The organism is Pseudomonas sp. DNDY-54 (genome assembly GCF_019880365.1).
In the GTDB taxonomy this organism is placed as follows: Bacteria; Pseudomonadota; Gammaproteobacteria; order Pseudomonadales; family Pseudomonadaceae; genus Stutzerimonas; species Stutzerimonas stutzeri_P.
The window spans coordinates 3965193-3980247 of record NZ_CP082271.1; the positions used below are offsets into that span (position 1 = coordinate 3965193).

The window sequence follows — 15055 nt, forward strand, 5'->3', positions numbered from 1 at the left end:
AACAGCGCCAAGCCTTCCTTAAGATTTAGAAGTTTTCTGGCTGTTTGGCTTTTTCTTTTGCGCTATCGCGTGAAATCAGGCCCTTGGCAAGCAGGCCTTTCAGGCAGGAATCGAGCGTTTGCATGCCTAACGAACCACCGGTCTGGATCGACGAGTACATCTGCGCGACTTTGTCTTCACGAATCAGGTTCCGGATCGCCGGCGTGCCAATCATGATCTCGTGTGCCGCAACGCGGCCACCGCCGACCTTCTTGAGCAACGTCTGGGAAATCACCGCCTGCAGCGACTCGGAAAGCATCGAGCGGACCATGGATTTTTCTTCCGCCGGGAATACGTCAACCACGCGGTCGATGGTCTTGGCCGCCGAGGTGGTGTGCAGGGTGCCAAACACCAGATGGCCTGTTTCTGCAGCAGTCAGCGCCAAACGGATGGTCTCCAGGTCACGCATTTCGCCGACGAGGATGATGTCCGGGTCTTCCCGCAGAGCCGAGCGCAAGGCCTCAGAGAAGCCGAGCGTGTCACGGTGCACTTCGCGTTGGTTGACCAGACACTTTTTCGATTCATGGACGAATTCGATCGGGTCTTCGATGGTGAGAATGTGGTGATACTTGGTGCTGTTGAGGTAGTCGAGCATGGCCGCCAGGGTAGTCGACTTGCCCGAGCCGGTTGGACCGGTCACCAGCACCAGGCCGCGCGGCACATCGGTGATCTTGCGGAAGACCTCCCCCATCCCGAGGTCTTCCATGGTCAGGACCTTCGACGGAATGGTCCGGAACACCGCGCCAGCGCCGCGGTTCTGGTTGAACGCGTTGACCCGGAAACGCGCGACACCGGGAACTTCGAACGAGAAGTCGGTCTCGAGAAATTCCTCGAAATCCTTACGCTGCTTGTCGTTCATGATGTCGTAGATCAGCGCGTGCACCTGCTTGTGGTCCATCGCGGGGAGGTTGATCCGGCGTACATCGCCATCGACGCGGATCATCGGCGGCAAGCCGGAAGACAGGTGCAAATCCGATGCACCCTGCTTGGCACTGAAGGCCAGCAGCTCTGTGATATCCATGGGACTCCCCAATTACAAGCAAGCAGGTAGAATGCCGCGCAGACCCTAAGGTGGCAGGCGCAGGTAATGTCCACGATAGCGACGAATATTGCAAAGGTCGGAGCGCGCATCCGTGAGGCGGCGCAAGCTGTAACGCGCGATCCCGATGAGGTGCGCCTACTGGCGGTAAGCAAGACGCAGCCAGCCGACGCCATTCGGCAGGCCAGCAGTGCTGGACTGCGCGATTTCGGTGAGAACTATCTTCAAGAGGCGCTGGAGAAACAGAGCGAACTCGCCGACCTTCCGCTAACGTGGCATTTCATCGGCCCCATCCAGTCGAACAAGACCAAAGCGATCGCCGAACACTTTGACTGGGTCCACTCCGTCGATCGTCTGAAGATTGCTCAGCGCTTGTCGGATCAGCGCCCCGCGTCCTCGGCGCCTCTGAATATCTGCCTGCAGGTCAATGTCAGTGGCGAAGCCAGCAAATCCGGCTGCAGCCCACACGACGTACCGGAACTGGCGCGTGCGATGGCTGCGCTCCCTCGCCTACGTCTGCGGGGACTGATGACAATTCCAGAGCCGACCGACGACCCCGCAGAACAACGCGCTGCGTTTGCCCGTCTGCGGTCGTTGCAAGACGAGCTCGACCTCCATCTCGACACGCTTTCCATGGGCATGAGCCAGGACCTGGAAGCCGCCATCGCTGAAGGCGCCACCTGGGTCCGCATCGGCACCGCTTTGTTCGGCGCCCGCGCTTATCCGTCCCAGGTAGCTACAGTCGACCCTTCGCATGAATAAAGGAACGCTCGCATGACCTCACCCCGTATCGCCTTCATCGGCGGCGGCAACATGGCCGCCAGCCTGATCGGCGGTCTTCGTGCCCAAGGCCTTCCCGCCACGTTCATCTGCGCCAGCGACCCGGGCGCCGACAAACGCGCAGCGCTCAAGGGCACGCACGGCATCGAGACCTATGCTGACAATGGTCAGGCACTGGCCGGCGCCGATGTCGTCGTATTGGCCGTAAAGCCTCAAGTCATGCAGGCGGTCTGCCGTGACCTGGCGGGACACCTGCAACCAAACCAGCTAGTTGTGTCCATTGCCGCCGGTATCAATTGTGCGAGCTTGCAACACTGGCTAGGCGCAGAGACGCCACGGTCGATCGTGCGCTGCATGCCGAACACACCGTCGCTATTGCGTCAGGGTGTCAGCGGGCTGTTTGCCAACGCCCAGGTCAGCGAGGGGCAAAAACAACAGGCCGAACAATTACTCTCCGCGGTCGGCCTGGCGCTCTGGCTGGAAAACGAAGCCCTGATTGACGCCGTGACCGCGGTATCGGGTAGCGGCCCGGCGTATTTCTTCCTCATGATCGAAGCCATGACGGCAGCCGGGGAGCAACTCGGCCTGCCGCGCGACACTGCATCGCAGCTGACATTACACACCGCACTGGGCGCCGCACGCATGGTCTGTGAAAGCGATGTCGAGGCCGCCGAACTGCGCCGCCGGGTCACCTCGCCGAACGGAACCACCGAAGCGGCGATCAAAGCCTTCCAGGCGGGCGGCTTCGAAAACCTGGTACGCCAGGCGATGAACGCAGCCGCACAACGGTCGGCTGAACTCGCCGAACAACTGGGCAAGTAGGGTCTGTTGACGTTTCGTTCACGGCCGCGCCGGAGCCTGTTTTTTGCGCGGAGCAAGGCATGAGGAGAGAAGTTTGGTCATTCCAAATGAACGACGAATAACGCCGCACCGCGCAAAAACAGGCCCGGCCCTTCGGGTTGCGCGGCAAATGACGCCAGGCGGCGTTGCGGGACTTGGCAAGGGAACAACCATTACCTGCGTCCCGCGCCTTGCCTGGCGTCATTTGACGCAGCAACGCGGCTCGCGACGAAACATCAATAGACCCTAAGGAGCCTTCATGTCGCAACTCTCGCAAGCCCTGATCCTGATCATCCAGACGCTCGGCAGCCTCTATCTGCTGATCGTTCTGTTGCGCTTTATCCTGCAGTTGGTCCGGGCCGATTTCTACAACCCGCTGAGCCAATTCATCGTACGCGCCACGCATCCCTTATTGCGGCCACTGCGGCGAGTGATACCAAGCATCGGCGGGCTGGACTTGTCATCGCTGGTCTTGGCGATCATCGTTCAGATATTGCTGATGGCGGCTATTCTGATGATCGCCTACGGCACGATCGGCAACCCGCTGCAGCTGTTGGTCTGGGCGATGATCGGCGTGACCGGGCTGTTCCTGAATATCTTTTTCTATGCGCTGATCATCAGTGTGATCCTCTCGTGGGTCGCACCCGGCAGTCACAACCCCGGCGCTCAGCTGGTCAGTCAGATCTGCGAGCCGGCGCTTGCGCCCTTTCGCCGCCTGCTGCCCAACCTGGGGGGGCTGGATATCTCGCCGATATTCGCGTTCCTTGCCATCAAGCTGCTGGATATGTTGGTGATCAACAATTTGGCGATGATGACGCACATGCCCAACATTCTCCGCTCGCTGATCTGACCGCTTGTGACCGCCCACTCGCCTGATACGGCCTTTGGGCGGCAGTTCACAATCGCTCGATTGACCCGCACCGGGCGACGGGGATAATCGCCCGATTCGCCTTTCAGGAAGCACGACGATCATGGAACGACTCGACCGGCAGGTGGATGCCTACGTCACCTGGAAGCGCGACCTGGTTCGCGAGATCACGCGTTATCGCAGCTGGCTGGCCCACAACCGTCTCAACTCGGACGCGGTCGAGGCGAGACTGGATCGCGCGTTGAAGTTGCTGCGCACCGATCACATCACCTTGGCGTTCGTCGGTGAGTTTTCACGTGGCAAGACGGAACTGATCAACAGCCTGTTTTTTTCAGACTATGGGCAACGCATCCTGCCCTCGCGAGCCGGCCGCACCACCATGTGCCCGACTGAACTCTTCTTTGATCCGCGCGCTGAGCGTTCCTATATCCGTCTGCTGCCTATCGAGTCACGCCTGGAAGAGACAAGCATCGCCCAGCTCAAGCGCACCCCGCATGTCTGGACGAATATCGCTCTGGACGCGACCAACCCGGACGCCATGGTCGAGGCGTTCACCCAGGTTGCGTCCACCAAGTCGGTAGCGCTGGAGCATGCTATTCAGCTTGGCTTCCACCCCGGCGCCCTGGAACGGTCCGAAACAGACGGTGAGGTCATGGTGCCGGCCTGGCGTCATGCCATGGTGAATTTTGACCACCCTCTTTTGCGCCAAGGCTTACGGATTCTCGACACGCCAGGCCTCAATGCCCTAGGCAGTGAGCCGGAACTGACCTTGTCGATGCTGCCCAGTGCCCAAGCAGTGATTTTCCTGTTGTCGGCCGATGCCGGCGTGACTGCCAGCGACATGGGTATCTGGCAGCAGCATATCCGTCAGCTGGACGACGGCAACCGTAACCGCTTATTCGCCGTATTGAACAAAATCGATGTTCTCTGGGACGACGTCTCTGGCGAGGCTTTCGTCAATGAAGCCATTCAACGGATGCAGGCCGGCACGGCACAGCAACTGGGCATTGCGGTAGATGACGTGTTGCCGCTTTCCGCCAAACAGGCTCTGCTGGCCAAGATCCGCGGCGACCAGTCGCTGCTGGAGCGCAGCCGGTTGTTGGCGTTGGAGCATCTGCTTTGCGAACGTATCCTTGCCCAGAAGGAGCGCCTTCTCGAAGAACAAGTGGTGCGTCAAGTGCTCGCGCTGCTACAGAACAGCCAGCACATACTCACCCAGCGCCTGGTGAAAGTACGCGAACAGAGCGAGCTGCTCGATAGCCATCGTCAGGACAGTGGACAGTTGCTATTAGAGCTGACGGCTCGTACCCGCCACGATCACAACCAGCACCACAAACGCCTTTTGCAGCTGAAAACCAACCAACGCTTACTGCAACGCCAAGGCGAACTGTTACGCAACATGATCCGCCCCGAACGCCTGGAAGAACATCTGGCACGCCTGCGGCGGAGCCTGACGGGCAGTTTGACTACGCTCGGCATCAACCTCAGCATTCTGCACTTCTTCCGCTCGGTCGAGCAGGACCTTGGCGCACTGGAACACGAAGCGGCCTTGGCGAACAAGATGGTCTCGGCGATCTACCGCCGCCACAACGAGGCTAACCCTCTGCATGGCGTCGATGCCCCGCTGTATCTCATCGCACCCTACCAGCGTGAGCTCAAAGGCCTGCAGAACGAGGCGGACCAGTTCCGCCTGCAACTCAAGACATTGCTCACCGAGCAGCGCACCCTGACCCGCCGCTTCTTCGCCACCCTGGTGCAGGAAGTTATCGGACTGCATCAGCGCTTGCGCCAGGAAGCCGAACAGTGGGCCAGCGAAGCGCTGATGCCACTGATGCAGCACTCACTCGAGCACAAGCAGCAGCTCGAAGCACATATGCTTCAGCTCAAGAGCCTGGCGCAGGACAGCCAGCAGAGCAGCCAACGAGGCCGACTACTGGCACGCTACAGCGTCGAGCTGGAACACCAGCTGACCCAGGCAGGGGAAATGCTGCGGCTGCTACGTCGCCCCGCGCCGATTCGTCGTCAAGGCAAGGTGGTCAGCTTGACGGGCGCCGTGGTCGGCTGATGGAGGCGTTGCGATTGAGGATGAATTGAGGCGCGCTAACCTTTAGACTTTGCCGCCTTCTTCCAGCACGAGCCAGGGTCGATGCCCACAGCTATTCCAGCCGATTCCGTTGGTCTGGTGAGTCCGAAGGTCGAGCATTTTGCCGAGCCGCTGGCACTTGCCTGCGGCCGCACCCTTGACGCCTACCAGCTGATCTATGAGACCTACGGTGAACTGAACGCCGCGCGTAGCAATGCTGTGCTGATTTGCCATGCCCTGTCGGGCCACCACCATGCCGCGGGTTTTCATGGGATGGACGAACGCAAGCCGGGCTGGTGGGACAGTTGCATCGGACCGGGCAAGGCCATCGATACCAATCGTTTTTTCGTAGTCAGCCTGAACAACCTCGGTGGCTGCAACGGCTCGACCGGCCCCAGCAGCGTCAACCCGCTGACAGGCAAGCCTTACGGGGCAGATTTTCCAGTAGTGACGGTGGAGGATTGGGTCAACAGCCAGGCGCGTCTAGCCGATGTGCTGGGAATTGAACAATGGGCTGCAGTGGTCGGCGGCAGCCTTGGCGGCATGCAGGCCCTGCAATGGACCATGAGCTATCCCGAGCGCGTCCGCCACTGCGTGGCGATTGCCTCGGCGCCCAAGCTATCGGCACAGAACATTGCCTTCAACGAGGTAGCACGCCAAGCAATCCTGTCCGATCCTGAATTCCACGGTGGCCATTTCCAGGAACAGAACGTCATCCCCAAGCGCGGCCTCATGCTGGCGCGCATGGTCGGGCACATAACCTATCTGTCTGATGACGCCATGGGCACCAAGTTTGGCCGTGGCCTGAAGAGCGAGAAACTCAACTATGACTTCAACAGCGTCGAGTTTCAGGTGGAAAGTTACCTTCGCTACCAGGGCGAGGAGTTTTCCAGCCGCTTCGATGCCAATACCTATTTGCTGATGACCAAAGCACTGGATTACTTCGATCCGGCCGCGGTCCATGGCGACGATCTGGCCAAGGCACTGTCGACCGCCAAGGCTGATTTCTGCGTAATCTCCTTCACGACCGACTGGCGCTTCTCACCTGAGCGCTCGCATGAAATCGTCGATGCACTGATGGCGGCACGCAAGAATGTCTGCTACCTGGAGATCGACGCGCCGCAGGGTCACGATGCCTTCCTGATACCCATCCCCCGTTATTTGCAGGCGTTTCGCGGCTACATGAACCGCATCGCCCTATAAGGAACTCACATGCGCGCCGACCTGGACATTATCCAAGACTGGATCCCGGCGGGCAGCCGAGTGCTCGACCTCGGTTGCGGCAACGGCGAGCTGCTGGCCTGGCTGCAAGACAACAAGCAGGTCAGCGGTTACGGCTTGGAGATCGACCCGGACAACATCGCCGCCTGCATCGAGAAAGGTGTCAATGTCATTGAACAGGACCTCGACAAGGGGCTGGGCAACTTCGCCAGCGACAGCTTCGACATGGTCGTCATGACCCAGGCGTTGCAGGCGGTCCATTACCCCGACAAGCTGCTCAAAGAAATGCTGCGAGTCGGCCGCGAGTGCATCATCACCTTTCCTAACTTCGGCCACTGGCGCTGCCGCTGGTACCTGGCCAGCAAGGGCCGCATGCCGGTCTCGGAGTTCCTGCCGTACACGTGGTACAACACGCCGAACATCCATTTCTGCACCTTCGAAGATTTCGAAAGGCTAAGCCACGAGCTGGGCGCACGGGTGCTTGAACGCCTGGCCGTGGATCGCCATCACAAACACGGGATGGCGAGCCGCCTGTGGCCCAACCTGATCGGGGAAATCGGCATCTATCGCGTCACCGGCTCAGCCCGTTAACCGTTCATCGCTGGAGGAAAACCATGAGATCTAGCCTGATATGCCTGCTTGCCCTAGTGCTTTCATTGCCTGTGATGGCTGAGCGCAAACACAGCGTCGGTGAGCTCGACGTGCATTACATCGCCTTCAACTCCGGCTTTCTGCAGCCTGACATCGCCGCTGCCGCGGGCCTCGTACGCAGCAAGACCCAAGGCGTCGTCAACGTCTCGGTGCTCAAAACCGGCAAGCCGGTGGCGGCGCAGGTCAGCGGAGCGGTGAAAAACCTTCTCGGCCAGGATTACCCGCTGACCTTCAAGCAGCTTAAAGAAGGTGACGATGCGATCTACTATCTCGCTCAGTTTCCCTTCGAGTCGCGTGAAACGCTGCGTTTCAATCTGAACGTGCAACCCACCGGCACCGCACCGATCACCTTCGACTTCACGCAAGAATTCTTCCCGGACGAATGATGCCTATCAATGAACTGGTGCTGGCCAGCCATAACGCCGGCAAGCTCAAGGAACTTCAGGCCATGCTGGGCGACGCGGTGCGTGTGCGCTCAGTGGGCGAATTCAGCGACGTGGAACCTGAGGAAACGGGGCTGTCATTCATCGAGAATGCGATCCTCAAGGCCCGCAACGCAGCCAGGGTTTCCGGCCTGCCGGCGCTGGCAGACGATTCGGGACTGGCAGTGGACCATCTCGGCGGCGCCCCAGGCATCTACTCGGCACGGTACGCTGACGGTCAGGGCGATGCGGCGAACAACATCAAGCTGCTGGAGGCGCTGCAAGACGTTCCCGATACCGACCGTGGCGCCCAGTTTGTCTGCGCGTTGGCGTTGGTACGGCACGCCAACGATCCGCTGCCAATCATCTGCGAGGGGCTATGGCACGGGCGCATCCTGCACGCCCCGCAGGGCGCACATGGTTTCGGTTATGACCCGTTGTTCTGGGTCCCGGAGCGAAACTGCTCGAGTGCCGAGATGGCTCCGGCAGATAAGAATCAGCTCAGCCACCGCGCGCGCGCCATGGCCCTGCTCAAGCAGCGGCTAGGAATCACATGAGCGAAACGGGAAGCCGCACGCTAGACATTGGCGGCGAAAGCGGCACTGCGGCGTTTCAACTGCCCCCACTGGCAGCCTACGTTCATATCCCATGGTGCGTGCGCAAATGCCCCTATTGTGATTTCAACTCCCACGCCGCCGGTCCGACGCTGCCTGAAGACGTCTATGTGGCGGCGTTGCTCTCGGACCTGAATGGCGACCTGGATCAGGTACAAGGCCGACCACTGACCTCTATTTTCTTCGGAGGCGGTACGCCTAGTCTGTTTTCTGCGCGCGCACTCGAAGCCATTCTTGTCGGCCTGGAGCAGCGGATCGGCTTCTCTGATGCCATCGAAATTACCCTTGAAGCCAACCCCGGCACCTTCGAACAGGCCAAGTTCAGCGACTACCGGCGCCTTGGAATCAATCGCCTGTCAATTGGCGTACAGAGTTTTCAACCCGACAAGCTGAAAGCTCTGGGGCGCATCCACAACGGCGACGAAGCGATTCGCGCCGCGGATATGGCGCGCGCGGCCGGCTTCGACAATTTCAACCTGGACTTGATGCATGGGCTCCCTGACCAAAGCCTGGACGACGCATTGAGCGACCTGCGCGTTGCGATTGCTCAGCAACCGACGCACCTGTCCTGGTACCAGCTCACCGTCGAACCCAACACCGAGTTCTGGAGCAGGCCGCCTCAGTTACCCGAGGACGAGACGCTGTGGGATATCCAGGAGGCTGGCCAGGCGCTGCTCGCCGAACACGGCTACGGCCAGTACGAAACATCGGCCTATGCCCAGCCGGGACGTCAGGCGCAGCACAACCTCAATTACTGGACGTTCGGAGACTTCCTGGGGCTTGGCGCTGGCGCCCATGGCAAAGTCACCAGCCGGGATGGGGGCATTCGTCGAACCTGGAAAACCCGCCTGCCGAAAGACTATATGGATCCTGAAAAGCGCTTTCGCGCGGGTGAGAAACAGCTTCAGCCAGAGGAACTGCCGTTCGAATTCCTGATGAACGTGCTGCGCCTCACCGACGGCGTGCCCTCGATGCTGTTCACTCAGCGCACCGGACTTTCAACGCAGGCATTGGCTGATAGCCGCCGCGAAGCCGAAACGCGCGGCTTGCTCGAACGCGATCCAAACCGATTGGTCGCCACAGCCAAAGGCCAGCTGTTTCTCAACGACCTGCTGCAGCTTTTCCTGCCCTAAGGACACCGCATGGATCTCGTACTCGACCTCATCGCCACACTGTCGCGTTGGAGCCGTCACCATCTGTTTGATATTTCGCTGGCTATCATGGCCACCTTGTTCGTACTGTTCGGCCCCGCGCTCAACGCCTGGGTACAAAAGAACATCGGCGGGCTGAACTTCGTCTTGCGTACGCTCGCTTTCGTCGTGTTCTGCGCGCTGGTTTACGGCCTCGGCATCATCTACCTTAGCCCGTGGTTGGCGAAGGGGCTGGCTCAGTTCAACAACTACACCCTGGCGCCCGTCTTGTTGTTGGTCCTGTTTATCATTGGCGTCGTCGCCGACCGCAACTGAGCGGCTCGTATCACTCACTCGTCGCCGCCAGAAGCCCGGTTAACCCAGCACCAGTGCATCGCCCCGGCACGGAGCTTCCCCATCGCGGCACTCTGGTCTGCCGGTCATGCGGCGAGGGCGCATGGGCCGCCCTTAAGGGTCGTATCCAGGCCAGGGCCCGCACGAATGACACCTATCTAAAAACACGAAACCCGCCACAGGGGCGGGTTTCGTTGTATCCAGACCGATCAGTTCCCGCCGCGGCGAAGCGCAGCCGGTGAGAAATCTCGCGGTCCCATCTGGGCATTGAAATCGTACATCGGCTCGTTGTTGTCGAGCCCATCGACGAAGTAGTTGCCTTCTTTGAGGTGGTACAGCGTCTCCAGCGTGCTACCGAACATCGGGACCTCGTAATAGCTGATCGGATGGCTTTCCTGCAGGCCAATCAGCTCGGCATCTTCATCGAACAAGTCGACTGCAAGTATCTGCCAGCTGTCTTCGTCAATGTAGAACCGGCGCATGTCGTATGGATGGCTGAAGCCTTTGCGCAGCTGGGCCTCGACGATCCAAACCCGATGCTGCTCGTAGCGCAGCAGTTCGGGATTCAACGTGCGTGCGCCGATGATGGTGTCGTAGGGTATGCCCTTCTGGTGCACGGCGTAGCTGTTATAGGGCACCAGCATTTCCCGCTTGCCGATCAGCTTCCATTCATAACGATCCGGGGCGCCGTTGAACGAGTCGACCACGTCTGCCGTGGCCAGTCCGCTGGTGTCCGGCTGTAGCGAATCATAGGCTAGCGAAGGCAGGCGGCGAACGCGACGGTCGCTCGGGGTGTACCGCCAGGCCTTACGGATCGCTAGAACCTGGTCAATCGGATCCTGCAGCAACAGCGCTGTACCGGACAACTTCGCCGGCGCGGTTACACGGTACTTGTAATACAGCAGCGTGTTGTCCAGCGTCGCCTTGTCCATGCCCTCACGGTTGTAAACGTAATAAATGTGCCGATCACGCTTGATCAAGTTCGCCCTGCCGTTGATGACAACGGCCTGGTTATTGATCATGTGGGTCTGCTCACCCTTGTAGTGCAGCACGTGGTTCCAGATGGCTTCCATGCCGTCCTGCGGCAGTGGGAACGGGATGCCCGCAACAGCGCCTTTGATGCCGTTACCGTTGGCAATCAGCTCAGCGGATACGGCGTTGGCGCGCGTCTCGTCATAGATACGTTGCGGAGCGGCGGCGCTGCGGCGCGTCGGAAACACGCGCATATAAAAGTCCGGATAGCGCTCGACCAATGCTCGCAGTCCCTCGGGCAGAAGGCCGGCGTATTGCGCAACATTGCTGCGGTCGACCCGGTAGAGCACGGGATCGGCCGCGTAAGGGTCGGGGTGGTGCATGCCGACGGAATAGTTGGCCGGCGGCTGAACACCGCCGGTCCATGCCGGGATGCTGCCACTGGCATTGGCGGCACGCTCGGCGCCGAGCGGAGTCAGGTCCTGCCCCAGTCGCGCGGCCTGCGCGTTGTCCACCTTGGCCTGGGCATGACTGGCGCAAACCGCCAGTAGCAGAATTCCAAATTTTCTGTACATCTCGTTGCTCCTTGCTGCGCAAACGGCGCGCGGCAGATGACGGCCGCTACCGACAGGCAGGGCGCTAATTAGGCGTTGGGGATCGTGCCGTCCTGGCATTGCGTTCTCTCTTCAGATCTTCCTTGGGCCGCTGGTACGGCTCTAATGGGCGCAGCACACGCTCTTTCGTTTCAGTCGATACGCTCGAACTTGAGGTCCCAGACCCCGTGCCCCAAGCGCTCGCCACGGCGTTCGAACTTGGTCGTAGGACGCTCTTGGGGGCGATCAACGTATTGCCCATTTATCGCCTGGTTGCGAAAGCCAGGCGCGACGCTCATGACGTCGAGCATATGTTCCGCGTAAGCTTCCCAGTCGGTCGCCATGTGCAATACACCGCCGACCCTGAGTTTCTGTCGCACCAGTTCGGCAAATCCCGGCTGGACGATGCGCCGCTTGTGGTGGCGACTTTTGTGCCACGGATCGGGGAAATACAGCAGAACCCGGTCCAGGCTGGCATCGGGGACGCATTCACGCAGCACTTCAAGCGCATCGCAACTGTAGATCCGGACATTTTTCAGGTTTTGTGACAAAAGCCCGTTTAACAGTGCGCCAACACCAGGCGAGTGCACTTCTACTGCGATGAAATCCTGATCCGGTGCCGCCGCAGCCATTTCGAGCGTGGAGTGGCCCATGCCAAAGCCGATTTCAAAGGTTCGCGGTGCTTGACGGCCGAAGACCTGATCAAAATCACGCACGCCGTCGGCCAGCTCAAGCCCGAACCGCGGCCAGCCCTGGTCGAGGCCCCGCTGTTGACCTTCGGTCATCCGGCCAGCACGCATCACGAAGCTTTTGATGGTGCGCATGCGCCGTTGACCCTCGGGCGGGGGGGTAGTGTCACTCATGAACGAAACCTGCAGATAAACAAGACCCGGCCGCGAACTCGCAGCCGGAGACGGGCGGAAAATTCAGCGAATCAGGCCTTCCAGAGGCGACGAGGCGCTGGCGTATAGCTTCTTCGGCATGCGCCCGGCCAAGTAGGCCAAGCGACCCGCTTCAATTGCGTATTTCATCGCTTCGGCCATTAACACGGGGTTTTGGGCGTGGGCAATAGCGCTGTTCATCAGCACCGCCTCACAGCCTAGCTCCATGGCGATGGTGGCGTCCGATGCGGTACCCACGCCCGCATCGACCAGCACCGGGACCTTTGCTTCTTCAAGAATGATGCGCAGGTTGTACGGGTTGCAGATGCCCAGGCCGGTACCGATCAGGCCGGCCAGCGGCATGACGGCGATGCAACCCATGTCGGCCAGCTGTCGAGCAATGATCGGATCATCGCTGGTGTACACCATCACGTCGAAGCCATCCTTGATCAGCACGTCGGCTGCCTTGAGGGTTTCAATGACGTTGGGGAACAGCGTTTTCTGGTCGGCCAGCACTTCAAGCTTGACCAGCTTATGGCCGTCAAGCAGCTCGCGGGCCAGACGGCAGGTCCGCACCGCCTCGTCGGCGTCGAAGCAACCGGCTGTATTGGGCAGGATGGTGTAGCGGTCCGGCGAGATCACGTCGAGCAGATTCGGCTCTCCCGGGTTCTGGCCGATGTTGGTGCGACGCACCGCAACCGTGACGATTTCCGCGCCTGATGCTTCGATCGCAGCGCGGGTCTCGTCGAGATCCTTGTACTTGCCGGTGCCCACCAACAGGCGCGACTGATAGGTCCGGCCAGCAAGCGTGAAGGGTTTGTCGTGCGGAACTGGGCTCATGGAACCATCCTGTTCAGACGTAATGAAACGAGAAATTCGCCGCGACAGAGAGGCGACGTCCAGAAAACAAGGGCGGCCGAAACGTCAGCCTCCGCCAATCGCGTGCACGACTTCCACCTGATCGCCTTCAACCAACACCGTTGCCGCATGCTGGCTACGCGGCACGATGTCGCGATTGAGCTCGACCGCCAGGCGACGCCCGGTCAGCTCCAGGCGCTGCAGCAAGTCGGCGACCGACTGACCGTCTGGTAGCTCGTAGCGCTCGCCGTTCAGCTGAATGTGCATAGGGGTCGCCACCATTGCCAAGGGGCCCGCATTCTAGCCCGATCGGGTCGGACGACCAAGGCGCCGAGCATCGCCGCTCATCCTCTCGGGGGCGTACTCCCAGTCAGCTGCGAAGATTCCATGCTGCAACCATCAAACACATCCAGCCAGCCAGAAATGCGGTACCGCCGATGGGCGTTATGATCCCAAGCTTAGTGATGCCCGTAAGGCTGAGCAGGTAAAGACTGCCGGAAAACAACAGCACACCTAGCGCGAAGAGCCACCCTGCAGCCGTTAACGCGCGGCCTGGCGCATGCACGGCCAGCAAAGCGACCCCGAACAGCGCCAGTGCGTGGATCAGCTGATAATGCACCCCAGTCTGGAACACAGCCAGATAATCGGCGCTGAGGCGGCTTCTCAGCCCATGCGCGGCGAAGGCGCCCAACGCCACGCCAGTCAGTCCGAAGAATCCAGCAAGCATAAGAAAAGTACGAATCATCGGGCGCTTCCAGTCAGGGGGTATCGACGCCGTTATAATGCCCGTTCCCCCTGGTCGCGACCACGCTCATGCTCCGAACGCTGCTGCGCCGCTTAATCAAATTGCTGTTCTGGCTCACCGCATTGTCCGTACTGCTGGTTGCGGTGTTTCGCTGGGTCCCGCCACCAATCACCGGACTTATGGTTGAACGCAAGGTCGAATCCTGGGCCAGCGGTGAACCGATCGATCTGCAACGCAGCTGGCGTCCGTGGCAAACGCTGCCGGATGACTTGAAGATGGCAGTGATCGCAGCGGAGGACCAGAAATTCGCCGATCACTGGGGCTTCGATATCGCCGCCATCCGCGCCGCGTTCGCGCACAACGAGCGGGGCGGTTCACTACGCGGCGCAAGCACACTGAGCCAACAAGTCGCTAAAAACTTGTTTCTCTGGTCTGGACGCAGCTGGATACGCAAGGGCCTGGAAGTCTGGTTCACCGGTTGGATCGAGCTGCTGTGGCCGAAACAGCGCATTCTCGAGGTGTATCTGAACAGCGTTGAATGGGGGGACGGGATATTCGGCGCGCAAGCTGCTGCTCAGCACCATTTCGGCATCGGTGCCTCTTATCTTTCGACGACTCAGGCCAGCCAGCTTGCGGCCGTGCTGCCTAATCCACGCGAGTGGAATGCAGGGCGGCCCGGCCCGCATGTTCGGCAACGCGCCAGCTGGATTCGTCAGCAGATGCGTCAACTTGGCGGCAGCCACTACTTGAATCAGCTGCGAATCGCCGAGAAGCGCTGATAGCCGCGGCTAGGGTTTGCGGTGTAGCCCAGCATCAGTTCAGCAACGCCTCGTACCATCGAGCCGCATTCCACAAGACAAAGCGCATACGCTCATAACAGCCGAGCACGGCCAGACGGACCGTTATGGCAGTGCGCCATCGCAACGAGTAAGCTGCAGTTGAGCTGTTGCGAGATGCCGGGCCGA

At 60.2% G+C, this 15055-nt stretch carries 17 protein-coding genes; 11 read left to right on the forward strand and 6 right to left on the reverse strand.

Features of this window, described 5'->3' with window-relative positions:
* Positions 1 to 25: 25 nt before the first annotated feature.
* The gene (locus tag K4O48_RS18370) at positions 26 to 1060 is read right to left on the reverse strand and encodes a type IV pilus twitching motility protein PilT (RefSeq protein WP_222909779.1); all 1035 of its coding nucleotides are present in this window, start codon (positions 1058 to 1060) and stop codon (positions 26 to 28) included.
* Between the two features lie 66 nt (positions 1061 to 1126).
* On the opposite strand from K4O48_RS18370, the gene K4O48_RS18375 reads away from it, so the two are divergent.
* The 10 genes from K4O48_RS18375 (at position 1127) to K4O48_RS18420 (ending at position 10023) form a co-directional block, all read left to right on the forward strand.
* On the forward strand, positions 1127 to 1840 hold the full coding sequence (locus K4O48_RS18375) for a YggS family pyridoxal phosphate-dependent enzyme (protein WP_222909780.1): 714 nt from the start codon (positions 1127 to 1129) through the stop codon (positions 1838 to 1840).
* Positions 1841 to 1852: 12 nt separating this feature from the next.
* Positions 1853 to 2680, forward strand: coding sequence for a pyrroline-5-carboxylate reductase (gene proC / locus K4O48_RS18380; RefSeq protein ID WP_222909781.1), 828 nt, complete (start codon positions 1853 to 1855; stop codon positions 2678 to 2680).
* A 277-nt stretch (positions 2681 to 2957) separates the two neighbouring features.
* A complete protein-coding gene (locus tag K4O48_RS18385) occupies positions 2958 to 3548 on the forward strand; it encodes a YggT family protein (protein ID WP_222909782.1) in 591 nt (196 codons plus the stop codon).
* Positions 3549 to 3669: 121 nt separating this feature from the next.
* On the forward strand, positions 3670 to 5631 hold the full coding sequence (locus tag K4O48_RS18390; protein WP_222909783.1) for a dynamin-like GTPase family protein: 1962 nt from the start codon (positions 3670 to 3672) through the stop codon (positions 5629 to 5631).
* Between the two features lie 81 nt (positions 5632 to 5712).
* Positions 5713 to 6852, forward strand: coding sequence for a homoserine O-acetyltransferase (locus K4O48_RS18395; RefSeq protein ID WP_222909784.1), 1140 nt, complete (start codon positions 5713 to 5715; stop codon positions 6850 to 6852).
* Between the two features lie 9 nt (positions 6853 to 6861).
* The gene (gene metW, locus K4O48_RS18400) at positions 6862 to 7461 is read left to right on the forward strand and encodes a methionine biosynthesis protein MetW (RefSeq protein WP_222909785.1); all 600 of its coding nucleotides are present in this window, start codon (positions 6862 to 6864) and stop codon (positions 7459 to 7461) included.
* Positions 7462 to 7484: 23 nt separating this feature from the next.
* Positions 7485 to 7907, forward strand: coding sequence for a DUF4426 domain-containing protein (locus K4O48_RS18405; RefSeq protein ID WP_222909786.1), 423 nt, complete (start codon positions 7485 to 7487; stop codon positions 7905 to 7907).
* On the forward strand, positions 7904 to 8500 hold the full coding sequence (gene rdgB, locus K4O48_RS18410) for an RdgB/HAM1 family non-canonical purine NTP pyrophosphatase (protein WP_222909787.1): 597 nt from the start codon (positions 7904 to 7906) through the stop codon (positions 8498 to 8500). Before K4O48_RS18405 ends, rdgB begins: the two co-directional genes overlap by 4 nt.
* On the forward strand, positions 8497 to 9690 hold the full coding sequence (gene hemW, locus K4O48_RS18415; RefSeq protein ID WP_222909788.1) for a radical SAM family heme chaperone HemW: 1194 nt from the start codon (positions 8497 to 8499) through the stop codon (positions 9688 to 9690). The genes rdgB and hemW overlap by 4 nt, the downstream gene beginning before the upstream one ends.
* Before the next feature lie 9 nt (positions 9691 to 9699).
* Complete coding sequence (locus tag K4O48_RS18420; RefSeq protein WP_046161601.1) at positions 9700 to 10023, forward strand: DUF3392 domain-containing protein; 324 nt, start codon at positions 9700 to 9702, stop codon at positions 10021 to 10023.
* Between the two features lie 227 nt (positions 10024 to 10250).
* On the opposite strand, the gene K4O48_RS18425 is transcribed toward K4O48_RS18420, so the two are convergent.
* The 5 genes from K4O48_RS18425 to K4O48_RS18445 form a co-directional block, all read right to left on the reverse strand.
* Positions 10251 to 11588, reverse strand: coding sequence for a DUF1329 domain-containing protein (locus K4O48_RS18425; RefSeq protein WP_222909789.1), 1338 nt, complete (start codon positions 11586 to 11588; stop codon positions 10251 to 10253).
* A 170-nt stretch (positions 11589 to 11758) separates the two neighbouring features.
* Positions 11759 to 12430: a tRNA (guanosine(46)-N7)-methyltransferase TrmB gene (trmB, locus tag K4O48_RS18430; protein ID WP_222912158.1), complete on the reverse strand. Its 672-nt coding sequence runs from the start codon at positions 12428 to 12430 to the stop codon at positions 11759 to 11761.
* A 102-nt stretch (positions 12431 to 12532) separates the two neighbouring features.
* Complete coding sequence (locus K4O48_RS18435; protein WP_222909790.1) at positions 12533 to 13327, reverse strand: thiazole synthase; 795 nt, start codon at positions 13325 to 13327, stop codon at positions 12533 to 12535.
* An 84-nt stretch (positions 13328 to 13411) separates the two neighbouring features.
* Positions 13412 to 13612: a sulfur carrier protein ThiS gene (gene thiS / locus K4O48_RS18440; protein ID WP_222909791.1), complete on the reverse strand. Its 201-nt coding sequence runs from the start codon at positions 13610 to 13612 to the stop codon at positions 13412 to 13414.
* A gap of 103 nt (positions 13613 to 13715) precedes the next feature.
* Complete coding sequence (locus K4O48_RS18445; RefSeq protein WP_222909792.1) at positions 13716 to 14090, reverse strand: DUF423 domain-containing protein; 375 nt, start codon at positions 14088 to 14090, stop codon at positions 13716 to 13718.
* A gap of 68 nt (positions 14091 to 14158) precedes the next feature.
* Between K4O48_RS18445 and mtgA the strand changes: the two genes are divergently transcribed.
* Positions 14159 to 14869 (forward strand): monofunctional biosynthetic peptidoglycan transglycosylase, encoded by a 711-nt coding sequence (mtgA, locus tag K4O48_RS18450; protein ID WP_222909793.1) that lies wholly within the window; start codon positions 14159 to 14161, stop codon positions 14867 to 14869.
* Positions 14870 to 15055 lie beyond the last annotated feature (186 nt).

What these genes read in the sequence shown, in the direction of transcription:
- K4O48_RS18435 (WP_222909790.1), bottom strand. Translation starts at nt 13,327, where the DNA reads ATGAGCCCAGTTCCGCACGACAAACCCTTCACGCTTGCTGGCCGGACC.
- proC (WP_222909781.1), top strand. Translation starts at nt 1,853, where the DNA reads ATGACCTCACCCCGTATCGCCTTCATCGGCGGCGGCAACATGGCCGCC.
- K4O48_RS18385 (WP_222909782.1), top strand. Translation starts at nt 2,958, where the DNA reads ATGTCGCAACTCTCGCAAGCCCTGATCCTGATCATCCAGACGCTCGGC.
- trmB (WP_222912158.1), bottom strand. Translation starts at nt 12,430, where the DNA reads ATGCGCACCATCAAAAGCTTCGTGATGCGTGCTGGCCGGATGACCGAA.
- K4O48_RS18390 (WP_222909783.1), top strand. Translation starts at nt 3,670, where the DNA reads ATGGAACGACTCGACCGGCAGGTGGATGCCTACGTCACCTGGAAGCGC.
- K4O48_RS18405 (WP_222909786.1), top strand. Translation starts at nt 7,485, where the DNA reads ATGAGATCTAGCCTGATATGCCTGCTTGCCCTAGTGCTTTCATTGCCT.
- K4O48_RS18395 (WP_222909784.1), top strand. Translation starts at nt 5,713, where the DNA reads ATGCCCACAGCTATTCCAGCCGATTCCGTTGGTCTGGTGAGTCCGAAG.
- K4O48_RS18445 (WP_222909792.1), bottom strand. Translation starts at nt 14,090, where the DNA reads ATGATTCGTACTTTTCTTATGCTTGCTGGATTCTTCGGACTGACTGGC.
- hemW (WP_222909788.1), top strand. Translation starts at nt 8,497, where the DNA reads ATGAGCGAAACGGGAAGCCGCACGCTAGACATTGGCGGCGAAAGCGGC.
- mtgA (WP_222909793.1), top strand. Translation starts at nt 14,159, where the DNA reads ATGCTCCGAACGCTGCTGCGCCGCTTAATCAAATTGCTGTTCTGGCTC.
- metW (WP_222909785.1), top strand. Translation starts at nt 6,862, where the DNA reads ATGCGCGCCGACCTGGACATTATCCAAGACTGGATCCCGGCGGGCAGC.
- rdgB (WP_222909787.1), top strand. Translation starts at nt 7,904, where the DNA reads ATGATGCCTATCAATGAACTGGTGCTGGCCAGCCATAACGCCGGCAAG.
- K4O48_RS18420 (WP_046161601.1), top strand. Translation starts at nt 9,700, where the DNA reads ATGGATCTCGTACTCGACCTCATCGCCACACTGTCGCGTTGGAGCCGT.
- K4O48_RS18425 (WP_222909789.1), bottom strand. Translation starts at nt 11,588, where the DNA reads ATGTACAGAAAATTTGGAATTCTGCTACTGGCGGTTTGCGCCAGTCAT.
- K4O48_RS18370 (WP_222909779.1), bottom strand. Translation starts at nt 1,060, where the DNA reads ATGGATATCACAGAGCTGCTGGCCTTCAGTGCCAAGCAGGGTGCATCG.
- thiS (WP_222909791.1), bottom strand. Translation starts at nt 13,612, where the DNA reads ATGCACATTCAGCTGAACGGCGAGCGCTACGAGCTACCAGACGGTCAG.
- K4O48_RS18375 (WP_222909780.1), top strand. Translation starts at nt 1,127, where the DNA reads ATGTCCACGATAGCGACGAATATTGCAAAGGTCGGAGCGCGCATCCGT.